This is a genomic window from Pseudorhodoplanes sinuspersici, from assembly GCF_002119765.1.
GTDB lineage: Bacteria > Pseudomonadota > Alphaproteobacteria > Rhizobiales > Xanthobacteraceae > Pseudorhodoplanes > Pseudorhodoplanes sinuspersici.
The window spans coordinates 3,962,685-3,982,275 of record NZ_CP021112.1 but is presented as its reverse complement, the minus strand read 5'-3'; the positions used below and the strand labels follow the sequence as shown (position 1 = coordinate 3,982,275).

The following is a 19,591-nucleotide window of genomic DNA, read 5'->3' as shown; positions in this document are numbered from 1 at the left end:
GGCATTTGCTACGCCCCGACAACCGATCTCGATCGTCCAGTTAGGAGCGGCAGACCAAGCGTGATCAGCACGAAGGCGCCGGTGAGGAATTTCAGATCGGACGGATGTAAGCCTGTAGCGAGGCCGAGCGAAACAAGCTGGTAGTAGATGATCGAGCCGACGACCGGAGCGATGATCTGACGGTCGATCGTTGCGCGACCGATGATCGCTTCGCCGATAATCAGCGCGGCAAGTCCATTCACCAGAATGCCGAAGCCCATCGTGACATCAGCATAGCCCTGCTGCTGCACCACAATGGCGCCACCCAAAGCCGCCAGGGCATTAGCGATTCCAAAACCAAGCACCACGTAAATGCGAGCATTGATCCCGAGTGCCGGAGACAGCCTTGCATTGGCACCGACACAGCGAAGCGACAGTCCAATTTCGGATTTGTAGAACGCGATCAGTACGAGCACGATCAGAGCAACCAGCGCTCCAAAGATTGCGATCTGCAGCCAAATGTTAAGCAGGATCTCGGGCGAGATCGCGTCGAATACCGACAGCTCGGGCCGCACCGACTTGTTCGGCATCCCCATCACCCGCAAGTCCACGCTCCAGATCATGGTCGCCACCAGAATGCCGGCCAGCAATGAATGGATCTTGAAGTAGAGGTGCACCAGCGCCGTCGCGGCGCCGGCGAGAAATCCCGCCACAATGGCCAAAGCCGTGCTACTCCACGGATCAAGCCCCACAGTCAAAACCGCCGCAACCAGGCAACCACCGAGCGGAAAACTTCCCTCCATCGTCAGATCGGGCAGCGATAGGGTCCGGAACGGAATCATGATCGCCAGCGCAACGAAGGAATAGATCAAGCTCTGGACGAGCGTGACCGGAATGAGATTGATGAAGACCGAAATCATGCGCTCAGCACCATTCTGTCGTCTTTGATACGGAAACGCGCGACAAGATCAGCAACCGTCAATCCCTTCTTCTCATCCGCACCGATATCGGCAACGATCTGTCCCGCATTCATCATGATGATGCGCGAGGCATACGCCAATGCGTGTTCCATGTTGTGGGTCACCATCAGCGTGGTCAGCTCGCTCCGCGAGATCAGCGACACTGTCGCCTCCATCACGAGTTCGGAGGTTCGTGGATCAAGGGCCGCCGTATGCTCGTCGAGCAACAGCAGCTTGAGAGGACATAACGTCGCCATAGCCAGCGAAAGAGCTTGACGCTGGCCGCCGGAAAGCTCGCCGGCCAAAGCGTCCAGACGATCTTCAAGGCCAAGCCGCAGATGCGCCAGCGACTGCCGGAATGTGTCGCGGCGTGACATGGTCAGCGCCCGTCGCAATCCCCGGCCCTCCGCGCGCATCAAGGCGAGAGTCATGTTTTCCTGAACGGTCAGCGATGGCGCCGTCCCGATCATCGGATCCTGAAAGACGCGCGCGACCATTTTTGCGCGCGCGTATTCCGGAACGCGCGTTACAGCCACAGTGTCAATTTCGATACTGCCCTCGTCGGGCAGGATTGCGCCCGCCAAGAGATTGAGGAGCGTGCTCTTGCCGGCGCCGTTGCCGCCGATGACGGCGACAAACTCACCCGATCCGACCTGAAGATCGACACCAGAAATGGCGACCTTCTCGGACGCCGTGCCAGCGTTAAAGGCCTTGCGCAATTGCGATGCGAGAATCATTCGGTTCTCAGTCGATCACGCAGTTACAGTTTGCAAGGGCCGGCGGAAGCGTCAGTCCAAGCGCCTTCAACTTGGCACCATTGATCATTGGCTTGTGTTCGGCCGCGGTCGCGCGATAGGGCGGAATGCTCGCCGGATCCTCGCCCTTCAGAATGCGCGCGGCGATCTTTCCAGCCGCTTCGCCCGATTGACCGAACGACACGGCAAAGGCCGCCAGCGCATAATTCTGCTGAACGGCTTGCGGGACCGATGTAATGACGGGAAGCTTGGCGCGGTCGGCCGTCGCGGACACCGCCGCCATGCCCTGCTGGATGCGGCCAGACGCAACGGTGAACAATGCATCCACGCGCCCGACCGCTGATTGTACGCGCTGGGCCAACTCGTTCGGATTGTCGACGCCGACGCGGACAATCGTCATGCCGTTCTTGCCAGCAACGGCTTCGATGCCATCGACCGCCGCCTTCGAACTATCGTCGCCCGTATCATAAAGAACGCCAAGACGCTTCATCTCAGGCAGCAGCGTTTCGAAGAATGACAGCACGGCTTGATAATCGAGCGCGACCGATGAGCCGGTCATGAGCTTGTCGCCCTTGTCCCAGGTCGATACGAGCCCGGCGTGAACGGGATCGGCGATCGGCAGAAACACGATCGGGAATGCGCGTGTACGCAATTGATTGCGCGAAGCGACTGACACCGGCGTTGCAATGGTCGCCATGAGATCGGGCCGAGCACCCGAAAGTCGCGTTAGCATCTGCGGAATGAGGGCCGGATCGAAATTCACATTAGTCTCGTCGAATACGACACCAGAGCCTTCGGGAAAGCCGCCTTCGGCAAGCCCCTTCTTAAAACCGGCAATCGCTTCATCGAGCGTCGGATGCGGACCCCAGCCTGCAATCGCAACACGCTTGGGCTGCGCATAAGACGCCGAACCCGCAGCCAGCAACATGGCCATGACAAATGCGAAACGCTTCAACATTTTGCCCTCCCTCAAGGTGCATCCATAAAGGACTTGCACATTCTGCAATGTCATGCAGGATATGCAAGAGAAAATAACGAGCGTTTTGAGGCTGGAATGAAGGCAGTTTTCTTCACAGAACACGGAGATCTGTCGGTTTTGCAGTATGGAGACCTGCCGCTACCCGAGCCGGCGCCGGGTTGGGTCCGGCTCAAAGTCAAAGCCTGTGGCCTCAATTTTCTCGACGTGTTTTCCCGGCGCGGCATGCCGGGCATCAAAATCGAACTGCCCGGCGTCACAGGCGGAGATTGCGCCGGTGTGATCGACAAGCTTGGGGAAGGCGTCGAAGGCTGGCAGGTCGGTGAACGCGTGCTGCCAGTGTCCCATCATGTGGACTGGAACACCGGCCATTTCGAGATGCTTGGTGAAACGCGCAATGGCGCGATGGCCGAGTATTGCACCGTGCGCGCCAGCCAGTTGATGCGAATTCCGGACAATGTGTCGGATGAAAAGGCGGCCACGCTTCCCTGCGCTTACGGCACCGCGCATCGCATGTTGCACACACGCGGGCAGATCAAGGCCGGTGAAACGATCCTCATTCTCGGCGCATCGGGTGGTGTGGGCACGGCCTGCGTTCTGCTGGCGAAGCTGACCGGATGCAAGGTGATCGCCGCCGCCAGCAGCGACGAGAAATGCGCGAGGCTGCGTGAGATCGGCGCCGACGAGACGATCAATTACGCCACCACGAAGATCGACAAATACATCCGCGAGACCACCGGCTCGCTGCTGCGAGGGGGCGGCGTGGATGTTGTCGTGAATTTCACCGCTGGTGATACCTGGACGCCATCCATGCGTTGCGTGAAGCGTTTCGGGCGGCTGCTGTGCTGCGGCGGAACCGGTGGCTATTCGGCGACAACCGATATCCCCTATCTCTTTATGTCGGAGATGACCATCATCGGCTCGACCGGCTGGACCGCCGAAGATCAGAAGGCTTGCCTCGACCTTGCTGCGCAAGGCCGGCTTGATCCGCCGATCGACCGCGTCAGCCCTCTTTCGGATGGCATCGATGCGGTGCGCGCGATCGAAGACCGAGCGGTGTTCGGCAAAGTCATCGTCAAACCGTAGCAGCCAGGATCATGTCGAGCAGTCCGAAATTTTCTGATGTCGACGACGTCGTGGCGTTCGCACGCGTACCGCTCGCGACGCGTCTGGGCGGCCGCGATATCCTAGCCATGTTGCGCGATCAGACGGGCTGTGATGGCGATGCTGTGGCTATTCGTTATTTGCCGGACGGGATCGGCGGTGAGGCCTTCACATATTCGCGCCGTCAGGTAATCGCTGGCGCGGCCTGGATCGCGACGCAGCTTTCAGAATGTGGTCTATCGTCGACCGATACGATCGCATCGCTCCTGACCAATGGCCCTGGCACCGTCGCAGCAGCGCTTGCGGCCATGGCGATCGGACGTCTTGCCCCAATCAATATTTATCTTGAACCCAATCAGATCCGGGCGCTGCTGAAACAATGCGATGCGAAAGTCGTGCTGATCCCGCGCGATATCCCGGCTGCCATTGCCGGGATGCTGACGGCCTTGCAGGACAATGACGGCGACGATGGTCCTGTCTTTCTCACCATCGACACCATCAACCTGGCCGAAGCGGAGGATATCGATATCCCAAGCCGGACCTTGTCCGATGTCGTCACATTGTTTCATACCGGCGGCACGACCGGATTGCCGAAATTCGTTCCGCTCACGGCGCAAAATCTCGCCGCCGGTGCCATCATTTCCCAATTCGCTTATGGCTATACCGAACAAGACAGCGTGCTCTGCGCCATGCCGATGTTTCATGTCGGCGGATTGTTCGCATGCTCGCTCTTCCCGCTCGTCAGCGGCAGCGAAGTCGCCATCCTTGGACCGCTCGGCTATCGCGGCGAAGGAATCGTCGCGGCGCTGCCATCGACAATCGAAACCCTCGACGTCAGCGTTGTGGTTGGCCCACCGACGATCATGGCTCAGCTCGCGGCCAACGCGCCGGATCGCGCGCACGCAAAAAGGCTGCGGCTTTTCATCAACGGTGCGGCGGCTTTGCCGCGGGTGCTGGGGACGCGCCTTAGCAAAACAACCCGCGTCCCTGTCGTCGAGCCATGGGGATTGACTGAAGCGACGCTGGCCGTGACCAGCGGCCCGCGCGACGGCAAGACTATTCAAGGCTCTGTCGGACTTCCCCTGCCCTATTGCGAGGTCAAGGCCGTGCAGACGGATGATCGCGGGTACTCAACGCGCGACTGCCGCACCGATGAAATTGGCATCCTCGCAATCCGCGGACCAATGGTGTTCGGCGGTTATCTCAATCGAAGCGCAGAGCAACAGCCATTCTTCGACGGTGGCTGGCTGGACACCGGCGATCTCGGTCGCATCGATGCCGATGGATTTGTCTGGGTAACAGGCCGCGCAAAGGAACTGATCAAGCGCGGCGGCCACGGTATCGATCCCGGCATGATCGAGGACGCCCTGGCGGTGCATCCGGCTGTCGCATTGGTCGCAGCGGTCGGAAAGCCTGACGCCTATGCAGGCGAAGTTCCGGTTGCTTACATTCAGCTCCGCCCCGGCGCCACCGCAAGCATTGACGATCTGATCGTGCACGCACGCGCGCATATTGCCGAGCGCGCAGCGATCCCGAAGGAGATTATCCTGCTTCCCAAACTTCCGATTACAGCGATCGGTAAAGTTCACAAACAAACGCTGAAGCTAGACATCACAAAACGCGCTGCGGAAGATTGCGTCGTCGGAATTGTCGGCAATAGCAATATCATCGACGTCACGGTTGAGCCGCACTCCCTGCACGGCCTCGAAGTCACCGTACGCGTCCCCGATCCGTTCGTCGACGCCGTCCGTAACAAGCTCTCGGCTTTTTCATTCCGCGCGAACATCACCTCTCTTTAAGTGAAGGACTCTTACGATGCTCGATGTCGAGGCGTTCAAGAAGATCGTCGAATCCGCCGCCTTTCATCGGCTGATCGGACTGAAGCTGGAAAGTGCGGATGCAGCAGCCGGGGTCGTCGTCCTGCGGCAACCTTATGACCCCAAGCTCAGCATCTTCCCTGATGCCGGCGTCTATCATGGCGGCGTGATTGCGTCCCTAATCGATGTTGCCGGCGCAGTTGCCTGTGGCCTTCCACTAGGCCGCCCGACTCCGACGGCGAATTTCCGCGTCGATTTCCTGAAATCACCCGCCAAGATTGATCTGATTGCCACCGGCCGTCTCGTCCGCTCCGGCAAGACCATGTCCGTCGCCGATGTCGAAATCACCGATGACAATGGCGAGGTCTACGCCATCGGCCGCGGCACTTTCAGCACAACGGCAGCCTTCAAGGCGATCAAAAGCGGCGCCGAAAGCGCAAAGCGTTGACAATGCTGCGGTAAAAATCCAGCTAGTCTTGGAGTCGGACGCGTTTCTTCACGCGAACCGGTACCCGCTATCTGCATCTGCCGCCCCTCGTAACGGTCCCGCCCCTCAACGAGAGACCGAATTTTCCCATCGGCAATGCCGCGTTTCATTATCCAAAAACCACAGCCGGGGTGAATATACTTGATCAAGCCAGCGCCTAAGCTGCCCTTAGGCCGGGAGCACGAAGACTTCGTGCAGGTGCGGACCTGGCTGAGCTTGCCGTATTTCTTGTAGCGCGCAATCGCGGCTGAAAAGATCGTATGGTGCGACGGATGCCCTTCGGCTCCGAGAATACACATCACACCGCCCCGCCTTGGCAGACTCCTATTCTTGCAATCAATTTCGAGGATGATGAGCTAAATCCGCCCGAGCTTGGCATCCTTGATGAAGCAATGGCACGACTTCGCAACGGACGGCTGGTCGTCATCCCGGCGGGACCGCAATCGCGTGGACATTATACGGCGCTTCAGGCCTCGCAGTGGAAATCCTACCTCGTTGAATTCATGGATCAGATTTGAACGCCGCAGAGGGCGACGTCGCCATTAAAAAAATATTCGAACCTCCTCGCTCGCCGGGATTTGGCGACTTATGGGCCTGCGCAGCCCCATTAGAGGTGGTCCATAGCGGCGACTTAGCCTGACCGTCGTTATCGTCTACCGGATGATCTATATCGATCTGGCGGCTCGGGCCACCAAGGGCCGCGCCGGGCGGATCCCAGCCTTTCCATAGGGGGGATCGAGCTTCTCTTCTCCGGAAGACGACATATTGGCGGCAGGCTGTAGTGGGCTTTCATCGTGACGGGATCGCGGTGCACTGGCCCTCACCTCGCGCAAAAACAGATCCGTCATCACGGCATGGTCAACCGGCCTTGCGAAGAGGTAGCCCTGACCGAAATCGCACCCTAATTCCTTCAAAAGGGCAGCCTGCTCCGGTGTTTCAATCCCCTCAGCGACGACCTTAATTCCCAGCTTCCGCGTAATACTGACCAAGCCTTCGATAATTGCCGCACTGGCATGTCCCCGCACAAGCTGGTCGACGAACGACTTGTCAATCTTGATGTGATCCGCCGGCACGGTGAGGAGATGCGTGAGCGACGCATATCCCGTGCCGAAATCATCGAGCGCGACCTGCAGGCCCTTCGATCTCAGCGACTTGATTTCGCTCGCGACGACGTGATCGCGCTTCCCGAGGTAAACGGTTTCCGTCACCTCGAGAACAAGATGTTCCAGAGAAACATCGGCATGCTGAAAGGCTCTGGTAATCTGTTCATCCAGGTGCCCGCTATAGAAATCCGCAGATGAAACATTGACCCCCACATGTTGGAATGGAATCCCCATATCCAGCCAGCGACGGACATCCTGTGATACCGTAGCGAGCATGTGCTGTGTCAACTCGGATGCGACGTGAATGTCAGAAGTTGCCTCGTAGAATTCAGCCGCCGGGATAATATCGCCGTTCTCGGACCGCATTCGACACAAGGCTTCGACGCCAACGATGTCTTTCGTATCCAGCCGCACAATAGGCTGATAATAAGCCTCAATACGATGATCGTTTAATGCAGCGCTGACATCGCGGACGGCGCGCACCCGCCGCATCATCGCCGTCCGGAAGCGCGGCGCGTAACCGATATATTTTCCGCGATTTGTTTCCTTGGCGTGATAAAGCGCAAAGTCCGCGTTCTGACGAACGGTTTCAATACCACAATCGTCGGCAGCAACCACCGCTCCTCCGATCGTTGCCTTGGGAACGATCGCATAGCCGCCGCATTCAGCGGGCTCTTTCAAAACTGCCAATATCTCATCGGCCATGCCATCGATGTCGGGAGTGCCCTGCTGCGCCTGAACGATGACGGCAAACTCATCACCGCCCAAACGAAACGCCCTGTCCGTCGAAGCGATTGCACCGATGCGCCCTCCAATACACCGTATCAGATCGTCACCCGCTTCGTGTCCGAAGCTGTCGTTGACGACCTTGAGATTATCGATGTCAACCAGGAGAAGGCCCCACGAGCTGCAACGATCCGAGGAAAGCTGCAAAGCCGTTGAATTGAAGTTTGCTCGATTTCCGAGACCCGTCAGCGCATCGGTATAGGCCAGGCGATGGCGCTCGCTGACCCGCTCATGCCGATCGAGTGCAATGACGCAAAGATGCACGCATGTCGTCACGATTTCCTGCTCAAACGGACTGGGACCGCGCCTTTCCCGATAGTAAAAGGCGAACGTACCGAGCACGCGTCCATGACCGCTGCAAATCGGTGTTGACCAGCAGGCCACAAGGCCAAGAGGCAGGATCAGGTTCTTGTAGTCAGCCCAGAGCGGATCTGTCTCGACATCGACTACGGCCACCGGCTCGCGGCGATAGGCAGCCGTTCCACATGAACCCCTAGAAGGTCCGATCTCCACACCATCCAACGCCGACGAATAATGATCCGGCAGACTTGGGCTCGACAACGGATGAAGCAATCCCGCCTGGTCGACGGTCAATACCGAACAGATGATATCGGGCACAAGCAATTCGACTTCCCGGCACAATCGATCGATCGTCGCCTGAAGCGGATCACCTCTCGCCACCATTTCCAGAATGGTGTTTTGGAGCTGGAGCAGCATTGTCCACGCGGCAATGTGACACAAAGCTTTTCCGTAATTTATTTAAATGAATAAATGAGTATCCAAACCGGCACAATTTTAGTTGTCACGGCCGCCTGGTATCGCAGCCAAGCTGCGAATACTGGTCAATGCCCTGTTGCAATACGAGCAATCGCCGCCGGATCTTTCGGGGCCTGCTGCCCGCGCCAGACGATATGCATATCCGGGCGCAGAAGCAGAATGTCGAATCCGTAGACCTCACGTGCGACCGGGTCGGGAATATTCAGCACCGACACAGGTGCATTGAGTGCCTTGAATGCAGCTTCAAGACCGTTCGCGTCGGCTCTGGTGCGGCCCAGCTTCAGGATCGTAAATCCTTCGCCGATCAGATCTTGCACCGGCCGACCGTCATCAAGCCATACATTCGGAAGGCGTGCACCCGGCCATGTGGTTGGTTGGTACTCACGGAAAAGCTGCTCCGGGCCTCCCGGGATGTCGCAAATCACCGGCGAATTGATGTAGCGATAGCCGAGCTCAGCTCCGATCATCTCGTTCGATTTGCGCTGCTCGATATCGGCCATGCGCACGAGAACATCACGCGCCTTCCGTCCATCGGGCGTGTCGTCTCCGATTTCGGGACGCCATAATGATCGCCATTTGCGCCGGCCGATCGATGCATACCGCGAGGCGCCAACGTTGCGGTCGCCGACCTGACGACGCTCCACCTCATACGAGGCCAGCAGATTGGGGCCGCCCCATCCGCGCAATGTGGCCGCAAGTTTCCATGACAGATCGACCGCATCGCCGACACCCGAATTCATCCCAAGGCCGCCCGTCGGGATGACAAGATGCGCTGCGTCTCCCGCGATGAAAACGCGGTTCACATAGTAGCGATCGGCCAGCAGGAGATTCTGTCGCCACGGATTGCAGGACAGCATCTCGTATTTGACGGGAAAACCGATCGTTTTCTCGAACTGGGCCTTCATTCCCTCGTCGCTGTCCACGACCGCATGCAGCGTCCAGTGCTTTGTCGAATCCTGCATGATCAGGAATGTCGCCTGATCATCAGCCACATGGTAGTGACGGCCTTGTCCGGGCCCGTCGCCGCATGGCAAGCGTTCAAACAATTCATCGCAGCGATAGAGTGCCTGGCGCAGTTGCAGCAGGTTGCCTTCACCCCGCAGCTTGATATCGATTTCCTTGCGAACCGGACTGGCGCCACCGTCGCAACCGACAAGGTATGACGAGCGTATCGTCCTTGTCCCGCGCCCGACATCCCTGACGGTCGCGGTGACGCCCTCCGCATCCTGTTGCAGCGACAGAAACTCACATCCGAAAGAAACAGTCACGCCTGGGGTCGCTTCGGCCACCTGCTTGAGCAAGGGTTCAAGCGTGTATTGCGAGATCAATTGATAGGCTTCAAGCGGTGCGCTTCCATTATTCGTTGCGCGGCTTTCCGCAAGTGCTTGCTGAACCGAGGGATACGGCAGCCGCAACAGTGGCGGCTGGTTCATCGCCAAGATGATGTAAACATCCATCGGCACATCGGGACGCAAGCCCGCAGCACGGATCTTCTGCGACAGGCCCATGCGCCGAAAAATTTCCATAGAGCGCGCATTGATGCGCTCCATCTTCGGCAGAAAGGCTGGTTCCTCTTTCTGCTCGATCAAGGTGCAACGAATACCACGCTGGCCGAGGTCGATCGCCAGTGTCAAACCTGTCGGGCCGCCACCGACGATCAGGACCTCGGTCGCATTCATGATCAGGCCACTGCTGGTTTCAGGCCGAACAGCGTCTCGGCATTGCGGAAGCTGATTTTCTCCCGCTGTTCCAGCGGCATCTCGATGGATTCCAGCACCTTGATCGTGTCGCGGATATATCCCGGTCCCTTTTCCGGATCGAACGGACAATCCGAGGCGAACAGCACGCGATCGGCACCATAAAAATCAAGTCCGCAGATTGTTGCCGGCCGCGAGCCAAACACGGCGGTGTCTGCGTAGAAATCCTTGAAATAATCGAACGGACGCTTTTTCAGAGTCTTGAGCAACGGACCGTAATCCTCGTCGGACGTTCGCTTGCCCAACTGATCCCAGCCAGGACCGACACGCCCTTCGAAGAACGGCACCATGGCGCCGAGATGATGCGCCAGCACTTTCAGGTTCGGCAGTTTGTCGATCATGCCCGAAAAGACCAGCCGCGCCATCGCGGCGCTGGTTTCGTATGGCCAGCCGAACGTCCACCAGATTTCGTAGAGCGACTTGGACTCGCTCTTGTAATCCGGCATGTCCGATGTCCGCGACGGATGCAGCATCACCGGCTTGCCGTACTTCTCTGCGACGGCAAAGATCGGGAAGAACTCGGGCGCATCCAGAGGCTTGCCATTGATGTTGGTGTGAATCTGAAGACCACAGGCATTCAGATCGCGGAAGGCGCGTTCAGCCTCCTTTGCCGCCTCTTCCGGCGCATTCATCGGTAAAGACGCCAGAAAGCCGACAAACTGATCCGGATAGCGTTTGACAAGGTCAGCCGAGCCGTCATTGCCCAACTTGGCAAACTCGCAGCTTTGTTCGGGTGCCCCCAAGGATTCGAGCGGCGGCATGCCGAGCGAAATAACCTGAGTGTAATTCTCAAACCGATCGACGAGCCGCAGCCGCTCGTCGAGATCATAGATGGCAGGCACCCCGCGCATCCGCTTGCCAATGTCGCGTGCGGCGCCTTCGGCGCTCATCATCGCGTCCCAGAGTTTTTGCGGAAAAAAATGGTTGAAGGCGTCGATATAGCGCATGGGATTCTCGCACTGGTTTTAGGGATTTCAGCGCGGAAAAGACGCCGAAGCCTCGAAGGTCTAGAGCGAGACAAATCCTATAATATGGGATTTGTCAATGAACGCAGGTGTCAGCGCGGCCGGCCGCCGGTCATCGCTTGCGAGATGATCCGCGCACAAAAGGATACCCGGTCGGAAATCATCGACAGGCGGGATGGGTCGATGTTCCTGTCGGGAATGCTCAGGCTCAAACTCCCGAGAATGTTCTTCGCACCGTCGAAGATCGGGGCTGCGACGCCGGTAATGCCCGGTGTCACCTGCCCCGCCGTCGAATGCCATCCGCGCTGTCTCATGTCTTTCAGCGTCGCCCGCACCTCCGAAAGTGTCGCGCCCAATTTACCAGCGGCAAATTCCCTGGTGTGCTTTTCATACAAACGCTGCAGGTGATGCGGCGGCAAATAAGCCAGAATGATGCGCGAGGCGGCGCCGGAAAATAGAGGAAGCGGTTTGCCTCGCTCATACGTGCTTTGAATGACGACTTCCGGATTGGCCGCTTGATGCACGCAAAGGACCTTGTCGCGATAACGCCGGCATAGAAGAGCAATGCCGGGAATTTCCGACACCAGTTCCGCCATTACCGGCGCGCTGGCGACAATCAAAGGATCATGCCGGCGAATTTCATAATCCATTTCGACGATGCGGGGACCAAGGACATATCCCGCCTCCGGCAGGGAGGTCAGAAGTTCCGCATCCGAGAGAACTTTCAGATAACGATAGAGGGTCGAACGAGTATAGCCAAAACGCTCATGCATCTGTTCGACGGTCCAGCAATGAGCGCCGCCATCAAACAGATCGAGAAGTCCAATCATTCGTTCAAGACTGCTCTTGGGCACCGCCACGGGAATTTTGCGCGATGACGGTTTGCGTTGAGAACGCACCTTCTTGGCTGACATGACGTATATAAGGTCCGCAATGTGAGACGGCTCACCGCTCTATACGGGTATCGGGGCACAAGTCCAAATGCGCGATGTCTGTGTCACCCGCTTGCCTGGGCTGATCGACTGCCCGACAAGCGCGAAGCAGCACTGGAATCACGGCTCATCCGACCATGTAGCAATGGCACTACAAGTACGCGCTGATCCCCGTAGTCCCGCTGTTGCTGAAGCTGCTCTGCACGGAGAGAAGGCTGTTATAGCCCCGGACTAGGCGGTTCATCACCTGCTCGGTCACGCCGAGGACCGATTTTTCTTCCGCACTCATCGCCGCATATTGCTTGATCATCGCCAGGCTGCCCGCGCTCGGATCGCTGCTATTCCCTGAATTGATGGCGTTCAAAAGGCTCAGACGGTTGCGCTGATTCAGTTCGGCCTTGGCCGCGCGGGCCTCATCAATGGAAAATGTTGCATCCTGATTGAGGGAGACAGTCGCGAGCATCCGGTTGTCGAATTTCGAAAAGTCGACCTGCTGGCCGAATGTCCGGCGGGCATTGAAAACCAGTTCGCTGCCCTTGTCCGCCGCTGCGTTGATCTGGTCGTCCAGCAACGCGCGGGCGCGCGCGGCGATGCTGCCGCTGCTTGCACCTGAAGACGGAGAATTCATCTCGCTTGTCTTGGCGAGCAACACCTGAACCGGGTCGTCGCTGTTGCCCGTGTTCGGCGCTTTGCCGAAAGTCTTGCGTGCCGCTGCGGCACCATCAACAAGCGCCTTGCGCTGAGCCTGCCACGAGGCGGTATTACGCTCGTCGGCACCGGCTTCATCCATATAGGCAAGAGCAGCGTCATAGAGACTGGCATAGTCGCCGCTATGTCGCGCGATCACAACATGATGGGCCATGGCATCGTCGAAACGGCCCTGCAAGGCCGATTGAGCGGCCTTAACCTCGTCTTTCGAGAACAGCTTTTGCGCGTTGGAGACGATCGCCGACAGGGTTGCGCGGCTTTGACTGGAGAAATCGACAGCGACCGCGCCATCCAGGATGGCGGATGAGATTCCGAGTTTCTCGTATTGCTGATCGAACCAGTTGCGGGCATTCGTGGCGAGCGTCTCAAGCGGCATCGCATCGCTGTTCGCCGGCTGCGATGTTTGCGCCAGATAGGCCTTCGCCTCGTCCGACAGGCTGATGATGGTCGAAGGCGATGACGAGGTTTTCTTTTTATCCTCGTCGGTGAGGATTTGGGCAAGACTTGGCGCTGCCGGGATAGTGTACCCTCGGCCCGCCGAGCTGAATAACGATGTCAGATTGGTTCCAATGGCTGTCGACACGAGCCCCTCCTGGTCGTTACGAAAATATGAGCAAGGGGTGTGCCATCGTGGGACAAGGAGAAAACCGTTGTCTTTTCAACGAAGAGAGACGTCTCTTTAACGAGAGAAGAAAAGCAGCGTTCTGCCAGTCGGCAGTTTTTGCCGGGTGATGTGAAAACTATGCCCGATGGCTGCTGCAGTTAAGATGGGCGAAAAGCCAGGTCAGCCCGACCTGACGGTTTGGACGAAGTTTCCTCTAAATTCCTTCGACAGCAGAAACCTGTTTGCATTGTTCTTGTTTTGTTCTAGCATCCCAAACGAGATGCAGAACCCCTTACCATCATGCCGTTGTTGGATGCCAAAACCCCTTATCAAACCCGTGAAGAGACCGTTCGGGACCTTCGCCGGATGCTGGCGAGGGCAAACGGGACTTCGGTCGAAGCAACCACGCTTCCCTTCGGCCTTGCCGCTCTCGATGAGCATCTGCCGCAAAGGGGCCTGCCCTTCGGCGCGCTGCACGAAATCGCACCGATCGTTGCAGCCGATATGCCGGCGGCCTTCGGTTTTACGACCACCCTCCTCGGTCGCATCGCACAGGCCGATCGCGCACGCGGACCTGTGCTCATCGTCACAGGACCAAACGATGTTGCCGCCTATGGCCGCCCGTACGGACATGGTCTCCAGCGACTGGGGCTCGATCCGGCACGCGTGCTCCTTGTCGCAACCAAGGACGACAGGGAGACGCAGTGGGCGCTGGAAGAGGCCTTGCGCTCCGCCTCGCCCGCTGCCGTCGCCGGCGTAATCGAATTCCTGGGGTTTCGCGCGAGTCAAAGACTGCATCTCGCCGCTGAAAATTCCGGGCGTCCTTTGCTGGTGCTTCGGCCGTCAGAAATTGTGGGAACGAGCGTTGCGATGACGCGCTGGCGTATCGGCGCAGCCGCAGCCGCGCGCGACCGCTTCGGCCTGATCACGCGCTGGCAATGGAGGGTTAAGCTCGAACGCTGTCGGAACGGACGTCCGGGCGAATGGTTGGTGGAGTTCGATCATGCGTATCGTTTCAGTCTGGCTGCCGCGATGGCCGATCCTGCGCTTTTTCACGACGCAGACGCGCGATCCTTCCGGCGAGCCGTTTGATCCTGCCCGGCCGTTCGTTCTCTCAGCCGACGCCTCCGGTGGCCCTCGCATCGCCGCCTTGAATATGGCCGCTGAAAAATACGGACTTGCGGTTGGCGATCCACTGGCCGATGCGCGCGCCAAAGCGGAAGGCCTGCAAGTCGCTGTTCATGATCCCGCGGCTGACGATGCAGCCTTGCGACGGCTGACCTTGTGGGCCACGCGTTACACACCATCCGTGTCGCCATGGAGCGAGGACAACGGCGCAGATGGTTTCTTTCTCGATATTACCGGCGCTGCGCATTTATTTGACGGAGAAGAAAAACTGCTCGCCGATCTGTCTCACCGGCTGAGCTGTTTCGGATTGCAGGCGCGGCTGGCGATCGCGGACACGCCCGGCGCGGCCTGGGCTTTGTCGCGTTATCATCCCTTGCATGCTGTCGTGATGCCTGGTGGACAAGAAGCGGCAGCACTCGCGTCCTTGCCCATCGAGGCACTCAGGCTCTCACCCGATACACGCACGACGCTGCGGCGGCTCGGTTTCAAGCGCGTCGGCGCGCTGATTGACAAGCCGCGCGCGCCTTTCGCCGCACGCTTCGAGACGGAACTGCTGACGCGCCTTGATCAGGCGCTTGGTCATGCAGCGGAGCCGCTCCGCCTTATTGTTTCTCCTCCCCTCTATCACAGCACACGCTATCTGCTCGAACCAATCTGGACACAAGACGCGGTGATTGCCGTTGCGACGCGTTTGATGAAGGATCTCGTCCATCCCCTGGTCCGCGATGGTGTCGGCGCAAGAGCGTTGCGGCTCTCGCTCTATCGCGTCGATGGCGATGTCTCGATTGTCGATATCGGTCTCACCATGCCGACCCGCGATCCTTCCCATATTGCACGCTTGATCGACCTGAAGCTTGAGCGATTCACCAAAGACATCGATGCCGGTTTCGGCTTTGAGACGCTCGGGCTTGCGGTGACGATTGCCGAATCGATGGATGAGCAGCAGGTGGAGTTCACATCTGTCCTCCATGGCACGCATGAAGCTGAACGCTGTGCTCAATTGATCGACCATTTGCAACAGCGTCTGGGACCGGGCAGCGTGCAACAAATCAAGCCGATCGAAAGCCATTGCCCTGAAAGAGCCGAAGAAGTTTATACGGCGGTCGATATCGCGCAGACCTGGCCCGATCCGGATCAAGACCGACTACGCCCCTTGCTGCTGCTGCCGCGCGCCGAACCGGCATGCGATGTCATCGCCATGGTGCCGGAAGGACCGCCGCAACGCTTTCGCTGGCGGGGCGCCCTGCACGATGTTCTCTTTTCGCAGGGGCCCGAACGCATTGCCGGCGAATGGTGGCGAAGCAGTCATTTCCAGCCGACGCGCGATTATTACGTCGTCGAAGACAAAGCCGGTCACCGCTTCTGGCTTTACCGGGAAGGGTTGTATGAACGCGAAACCAACAGGGCGCGCTGGTTCGTGCACGGGCTATTTGCGTGAGGAGCGTTGCGGATGGTTGCCTATGCCGAGCTCGCCGTCACCACTAATTTCTCCTTCCTGCGCGGCGCCTCTCATCCGCAGGAAATGGTGCTGGCCGCCGACGCGCTGGAGCTCTCGGCTATCGGCATCGCCGACCGGAACAACTTTGCCGGCGTCGTGCGGGCCTATGATCAATGGAGGAAAATAAGAAACGAGAAGCAACTTGGAGAAAAGATCGTCAAGCTGCTCGTCGGCACACGGCTTGTCACTATCGATGGCTTTGAAGTTCTGACCTATCCCAAAGACCGCGTCGCCTATGGCGAGCTCTGCAAGCTGATCACCAAGGGCAATCGCCTTCTGGATGGCAAGAAAGCGGAATGTCACATCAATTTCGAAGACGTGCTTTCGGTCGGCGGCGGACAGATCTTCATCGTTATCCCACCCGAAGACCTTTCATCGGCATTTACAGACAGGCTTGAAATGCTGGCGCGGACCGCATCAGGGCGAACCTACCTCGCCGGCATGCACCGCTATCACGGCAACGACATCCGGCGACTGGGCCTTCTGAACGAGCTCGGCCAGCGAACCGGCGCACCGCTCGTTGCCGTCAACGATGTGCATTATCACGGGCCGGAACGCCGTGCGCTGGCCGATGTCGTCACGTGCATTCGGGAGAAATGCACCATTCACGAAGCCGGTTTCCGTCTGGAAGCGAATGCGGAGCGGCACCTGAAATCACCCCACGAAATGGCGCGACTGTTTCGCAATCACCCTGATGCTATCGAACGCACAATCGATATCGCTAATGCCTGTCAATTCACGCTTGAGGATCTCAAGAATGAATATCCTGACGAACCAGTGCCTCCGGGAAAAACGCCGCAGCAGCACCTCGAAGACTTGACGTGGGCCGGCGCGCAACGTCGCTATCCCGATGGCACACCGACTGATGTCGTCAAGCGACTGAAAGAAGAACTCGCGATCATAGCAACGCTGAAATATGCCAAATATTTTCTGACGGTACATGACGTCGTGGCATGGGCGCGTAATGAAAAGAACATCCTGTGCCAGGGCCGCGGGTCGGCGGCCAACAGCGCTGTCTGCTACTGCCTTGGCATCACCGAAATCAACCCTGACCAAAGCGGTCTTTTGTTTGCACGTTTTATTTCGGAAAATCGCGGTGAACCACCAGACATCGATGTCGATTTCGAGCACGACCGGCGCGAAGAGGTCATGCAATATGTTTACCGGCGCTACGGACGTCACCGCGCGGCGATCTGCGCCACCGTCATTCATTATCGTTCACGCCGCGCCATTCGCGAAGTCGGCAAAGCGCTCGGCCTGACGCCGGACATTACAGCAGCCTTGTCGAAAACCGTCTGGGGCAGCCATGCCGACGGTCTGCCCGACAAGCACATTCGGCAGGCTGGCCTCGATCCATCCAATCGCGCGCTGATGCAGGCGGTGATGCTGGCACGCGAATTGATCGGATTTCCCCGTCATTTGTCGCAACATGTCGGCGGCTTCATCCTGACGCGAGGACGCCTCGACGAAACCGTACCGATCGGCAATGCCGCGATGGAGGAGCGCACCTTCATCGAATGGGACAAGGATGATATCGATACGCTGGGACTGATGAAGGTCGACGTGCTCGCGCTTGGCATGCTGAGCTGCCTGCGGCGTGGCCTCGATCTGATGAAGGAGCATTACGGCAAAGATTATACGCTCGCCACGCTGCCGAAAGACGGCGACGTCACCAGCAAGCCGGTTTACGAGATGCTGTCACGCGCCGATTCCGTCGGCGTGTTCCAGGTCGAAAGCCGAGCGCAGATGTCGATGCTGCCGCGCCTCAAACCAAAAGAATTCTACGATCTCGTCATCGAAGTCGCGATCGTGCGCCCCGGCCCGATCCAGGGCGACATGGTGCATCCCTATCTGCGCCGGCGCGATGGGATCGAACCGGAATATTATCCCTCGCCCTGCCCCAAATACGGCCCCGCCAACGAACTGGAAGAAGTCCTCAAGCGAACGAAAGGCGTGCCGCTCTTCCAGGAGCAGGCGATGCAGATCGCCATCACCGCGGCGGAATTCACGCCCGACGAAGCCGATGGCTTGCGACGAGCGATGGCGACATTCCGCCACAACGGCAACGTCCATCTTTTCCGCGACAAATTCATCAAACGGATGACCGAGCGCGGCTATGATCGCACATTCGTCGAAAACTGCTTCGGCCAGATCGAAGGTTTCGGCGAATATGGTTTCCCCGAAAGCCATGCCGCCAGTTTTGCACTGCTGGTCTATGCTTCAGCCTGGATCAAGTGCCATTATCCCGAAGTCTTTTGCGCCGCCATTCTCAACAGCCAGCCGATGGGCTTCTATCAGCCGGCGCAGCTTGTCCGCGATGCCCGTGAGCATGGCGTCGAAGTGAAGCCGGTTGATGTCAATTACAGCGATTGGGATTGCACGCTGGAACCGGCTTCCGACGGAGGCGAACGCCTTGCCGTCCGTCTCGGTTTTCGGCAAATCCAGGGACTGAATGAAGACGAGTTAAAAAAGCTCGTGAAGGAGCGCGGCAATGGCTTTGCCAGTGTGGAGCGGCTCGCCGCCGTCGCCGGCGTGTCGCGCTTCACCATCGAGCGCCTCGCCGCCGCCGATGCCTTCCGCTCTGTTGGGCTCGATCGCCGGGCGGCGCTCTGGGCGGCGCGACGGCTCGACACCATCGGCATTCGCAAGCCGATGGTGCACAAGACGCGCAGGAAAGATACGACATCGCCGCTCCCGCTTCTTGCGCCGCATATGAGCGAAGAGCTATTCCCCGAGCCGCAAATCGCACTGCCTTTGATGCAACTATCCGAACAGGTGGCAGAGGATTACGTCGCCACCGGCCTGTCGTTGAAGGCGCATCCGATCCGCTTCTTTCGCGAACGCCTCCGCCGCATTGGCGCCATTACCACAGCCGAACATCGCAGCGATAACCTGCCCCAGAACCAGCGCATCACCGTCGCCGGCCTCGTCCTGATCCGGCAGATGCCAGGCACCGCCAAAGGCGTCGTTTTCCTGACGATCGAGGACGAAACGGGCATCGCCAACATCATCGTCTGGCGCAAGGTGTTCGAAAAGCACCGTCGCCTTGTCATGAATTCGAAATTCCTGGCCGTGCGCGGCCGCCTGCAGCGCGCAGGACTTGTTATCCATGTCGTGGCCGAAAGTTTCCGCGATCTCAGCGATCATTTGCGGGACCTGCGTGACGGGGAATTGCCATTCATTGGTGAGTCGGCCGCGGATACTCCGCCGCCGGACTTGTCACTCCTCAAGAGCCGGGATTTTCATTGAGAGGCAG

Annotated in this window: 15 protein-coding genes; 7 read left to right on the top strand and 8 right to left on the bottom strand. The window is 58.6% G+C overall.

Going from position 1 to position 19,591, the window contains the following annotated elements; translation table 11 throughout:
* Window positions 1-8: 8 nt before the first annotated feature.
* Genes CAK95_RS19310 through CAK95_RS19300 form a run of 3 tightly spaced genes read right to left on the bottom strand, consistent with a single transcriptional unit; the run spans window position 9 to window position 2,651 of the window.
* The gene (locus CAK95_RS19310) at window positions 9-899 is read right to left on the bottom strand and encodes an ABC transporter permease (protein ID WP_086089394.1); all 891 of its coding nucleotides are present in this window, start codon (window positions 897-899) and stop codon (window positions 9-11) included.
* Window positions 896-1,675 carry an ABC transporter ATP-binding protein gene (locus CAK95_RS19305; RefSeq protein ID WP_086089393.1) on the bottom strand — a complete coding sequence of 260 codons (780 nt, stop codon included), beginning with the start codon at window positions 1,673-1,675 and terminating at the stop codon, window positions 896-898. The genes CAK95_RS19310 and CAK95_RS19305 overlap by 4 nt, the downstream gene beginning before the upstream one ends.
* A 7-nt stretch (window positions 1,676-1,682) precedes the next feature.
* Window positions 1,683-2,651, bottom strand: a complete 969-nt coding sequence (locus CAK95_RS19300; RefSeq protein WP_157699681.1) for an ABC transporter substrate-binding protein — start codon at window positions 2,649-2,651, stop codon at window positions 1,683-1,685.
* Window positions 2,652-2,747: 96 nt separating this feature from the next.
* On the opposite strand from CAK95_RS19300, the gene CAK95_RS19295 reads away from it, so the two are divergent.
* The 4 genes from CAK95_RS19295 to CAK95_RS30230 all read left to right on the top strand — a co-directional run bounded on the left by CAK95_RS19295 (window position 2,748) and on the right by CAK95_RS30230 (window position 6,595).
* Complete coding sequence (locus tag CAK95_RS19295; RefSeq protein WP_086089391.1) at window positions 2,748-3,755, top strand: quinone oxidoreductase family protein; 1,008 nt, start codon at window positions 2,748-2,750, stop codon at window positions 3,753-3,755.
* 11 nt (window positions 3,756-3,766) lie between these two features.
* Window positions 3,767-5,572, top strand: coding sequence for an AMP-binding protein (locus CAK95_RS19290; RefSeq protein ID WP_086089390.1), 1,806 nt, complete (start codon window positions 3,767-3,769; stop codon window positions 5,570-5,572).
* A gap of 16 nt (window positions 5,573-5,588) precedes the next feature.
* Entirely contained in the window at window positions 5,589-6,038 is a 450-nt protein-coding gene (locus tag CAK95_RS19285) for a PaaI family thioesterase (protein ID WP_086089389.1), read from the top strand.
* Between the two features lie 431 nt (window positions 6,039-6,469).
* Window positions 6,470-6,595 (top strand): hypothetical protein, encoded by a 126-nt coding sequence (locus tag CAK95_RS30230; protein ID WP_280949826.1) that lies wholly within the window; start codon window positions 6,470-6,472, stop codon window positions 6,593-6,595.
* Between the two features lie 147 nt (window positions 6,596-6,742).
* Here CAK95_RS30230 and CAK95_RS19275 read toward each other — a convergent pair whose 3' ends face one another.
* From CAK95_RS19275 to CAK95_RS19255, 5 genes are all read right to left on the bottom strand, one after another.
* A complete protein-coding gene (locus CAK95_RS19275) occupies window positions 6,743-8,683 on the bottom strand; it encodes a sensor domain-containing phosphodiesterase (RefSeq protein ID WP_086089387.1) in 1,941 nt (646 codons plus the stop codon).
* A 125-nt stretch (window positions 8,684-8,808) separates the two neighbouring features.
* Window positions 8,809-10,422, bottom strand: coding sequence for an FAD-dependent monooxygenase (locus tag CAK95_RS19270; protein WP_086089386.1), 1,614 nt, complete (start codon window positions 10,420-10,422; stop codon window positions 8,809-8,811).
* A 2-nt stretch (window positions 10,423-10,424) separates the two neighbouring features.
* On the bottom strand, window positions 10,425-11,447 hold the full coding sequence (locus tag CAK95_RS19265; RefSeq protein ID WP_086089385.1) for an amidohydrolase family protein: 1,023 nt from the start codon (window positions 11,445-11,447) through the stop codon (window positions 10,425-10,427).
* Between the two features lie 110 nt (window positions 11,448-11,557).
* Window positions 11,558-12,295 carry an IclR family transcriptional regulator gene (locus tag CAK95_RS19260; RefSeq protein ID WP_183044155.1) on the bottom strand — a complete coding sequence of 246 codons (738 nt, stop codon included), beginning with the start codon at window positions 12,293-12,295 and terminating at the stop codon, window positions 11,558-11,560.
* 253 nt (window positions 12,296-12,548) lie between these two features.
* On the bottom strand, window positions 12,549-13,688 hold the full coding sequence (locus CAK95_RS19255) for a hypothetical protein (RefSeq protein ID WP_245303457.1): 1,140 nt from the start codon (window positions 13,686-13,688) through the stop codon (window positions 12,549-12,551).
* Between the two features lie 387 nt (window positions 13,689-14,075).
* Between CAK95_RS19255 and CAK95_RS19250 the strand changes: the two genes are divergently transcribed.
* The 3 genes from CAK95_RS19250 to CAK95_RS19240 are packed head-to-tail and all read left to right on the top strand — an operon-like array spanning window position 14,076 to window position 19,584.
* Entirely contained in the window at window positions 14,076-14,801 is a 726-nt protein-coding gene (locus CAK95_RS19250) for an ImuA family protein (RefSeq protein ID WP_147413456.1), read from the top strand.
* On the top strand, window positions 14,713-16,275 hold the full coding sequence (locus tag CAK95_RS19245; protein ID WP_086089382.1) for a Y-family DNA polymerase: 1,563 nt from the start codon (window positions 14,713-14,715) through the stop codon (window positions 16,273-16,275). The genes CAK95_RS19250 and CAK95_RS19245 overlap by 89 nt, the downstream gene beginning before the upstream one ends.
* 12 nt (window positions 16,276-16,287) lie before the next feature.
* On the top strand, window positions 16,288-19,584 hold the full coding sequence (locus CAK95_RS19240) for an error-prone DNA polymerase (protein ID WP_086089381.1): 3,297 nt from the start codon (window positions 16,288-16,290) through the stop codon (window positions 19,582-19,584).
* The last annotated feature ends 7 nt before the right edge of the window (window positions 19,585-19,591 follow it).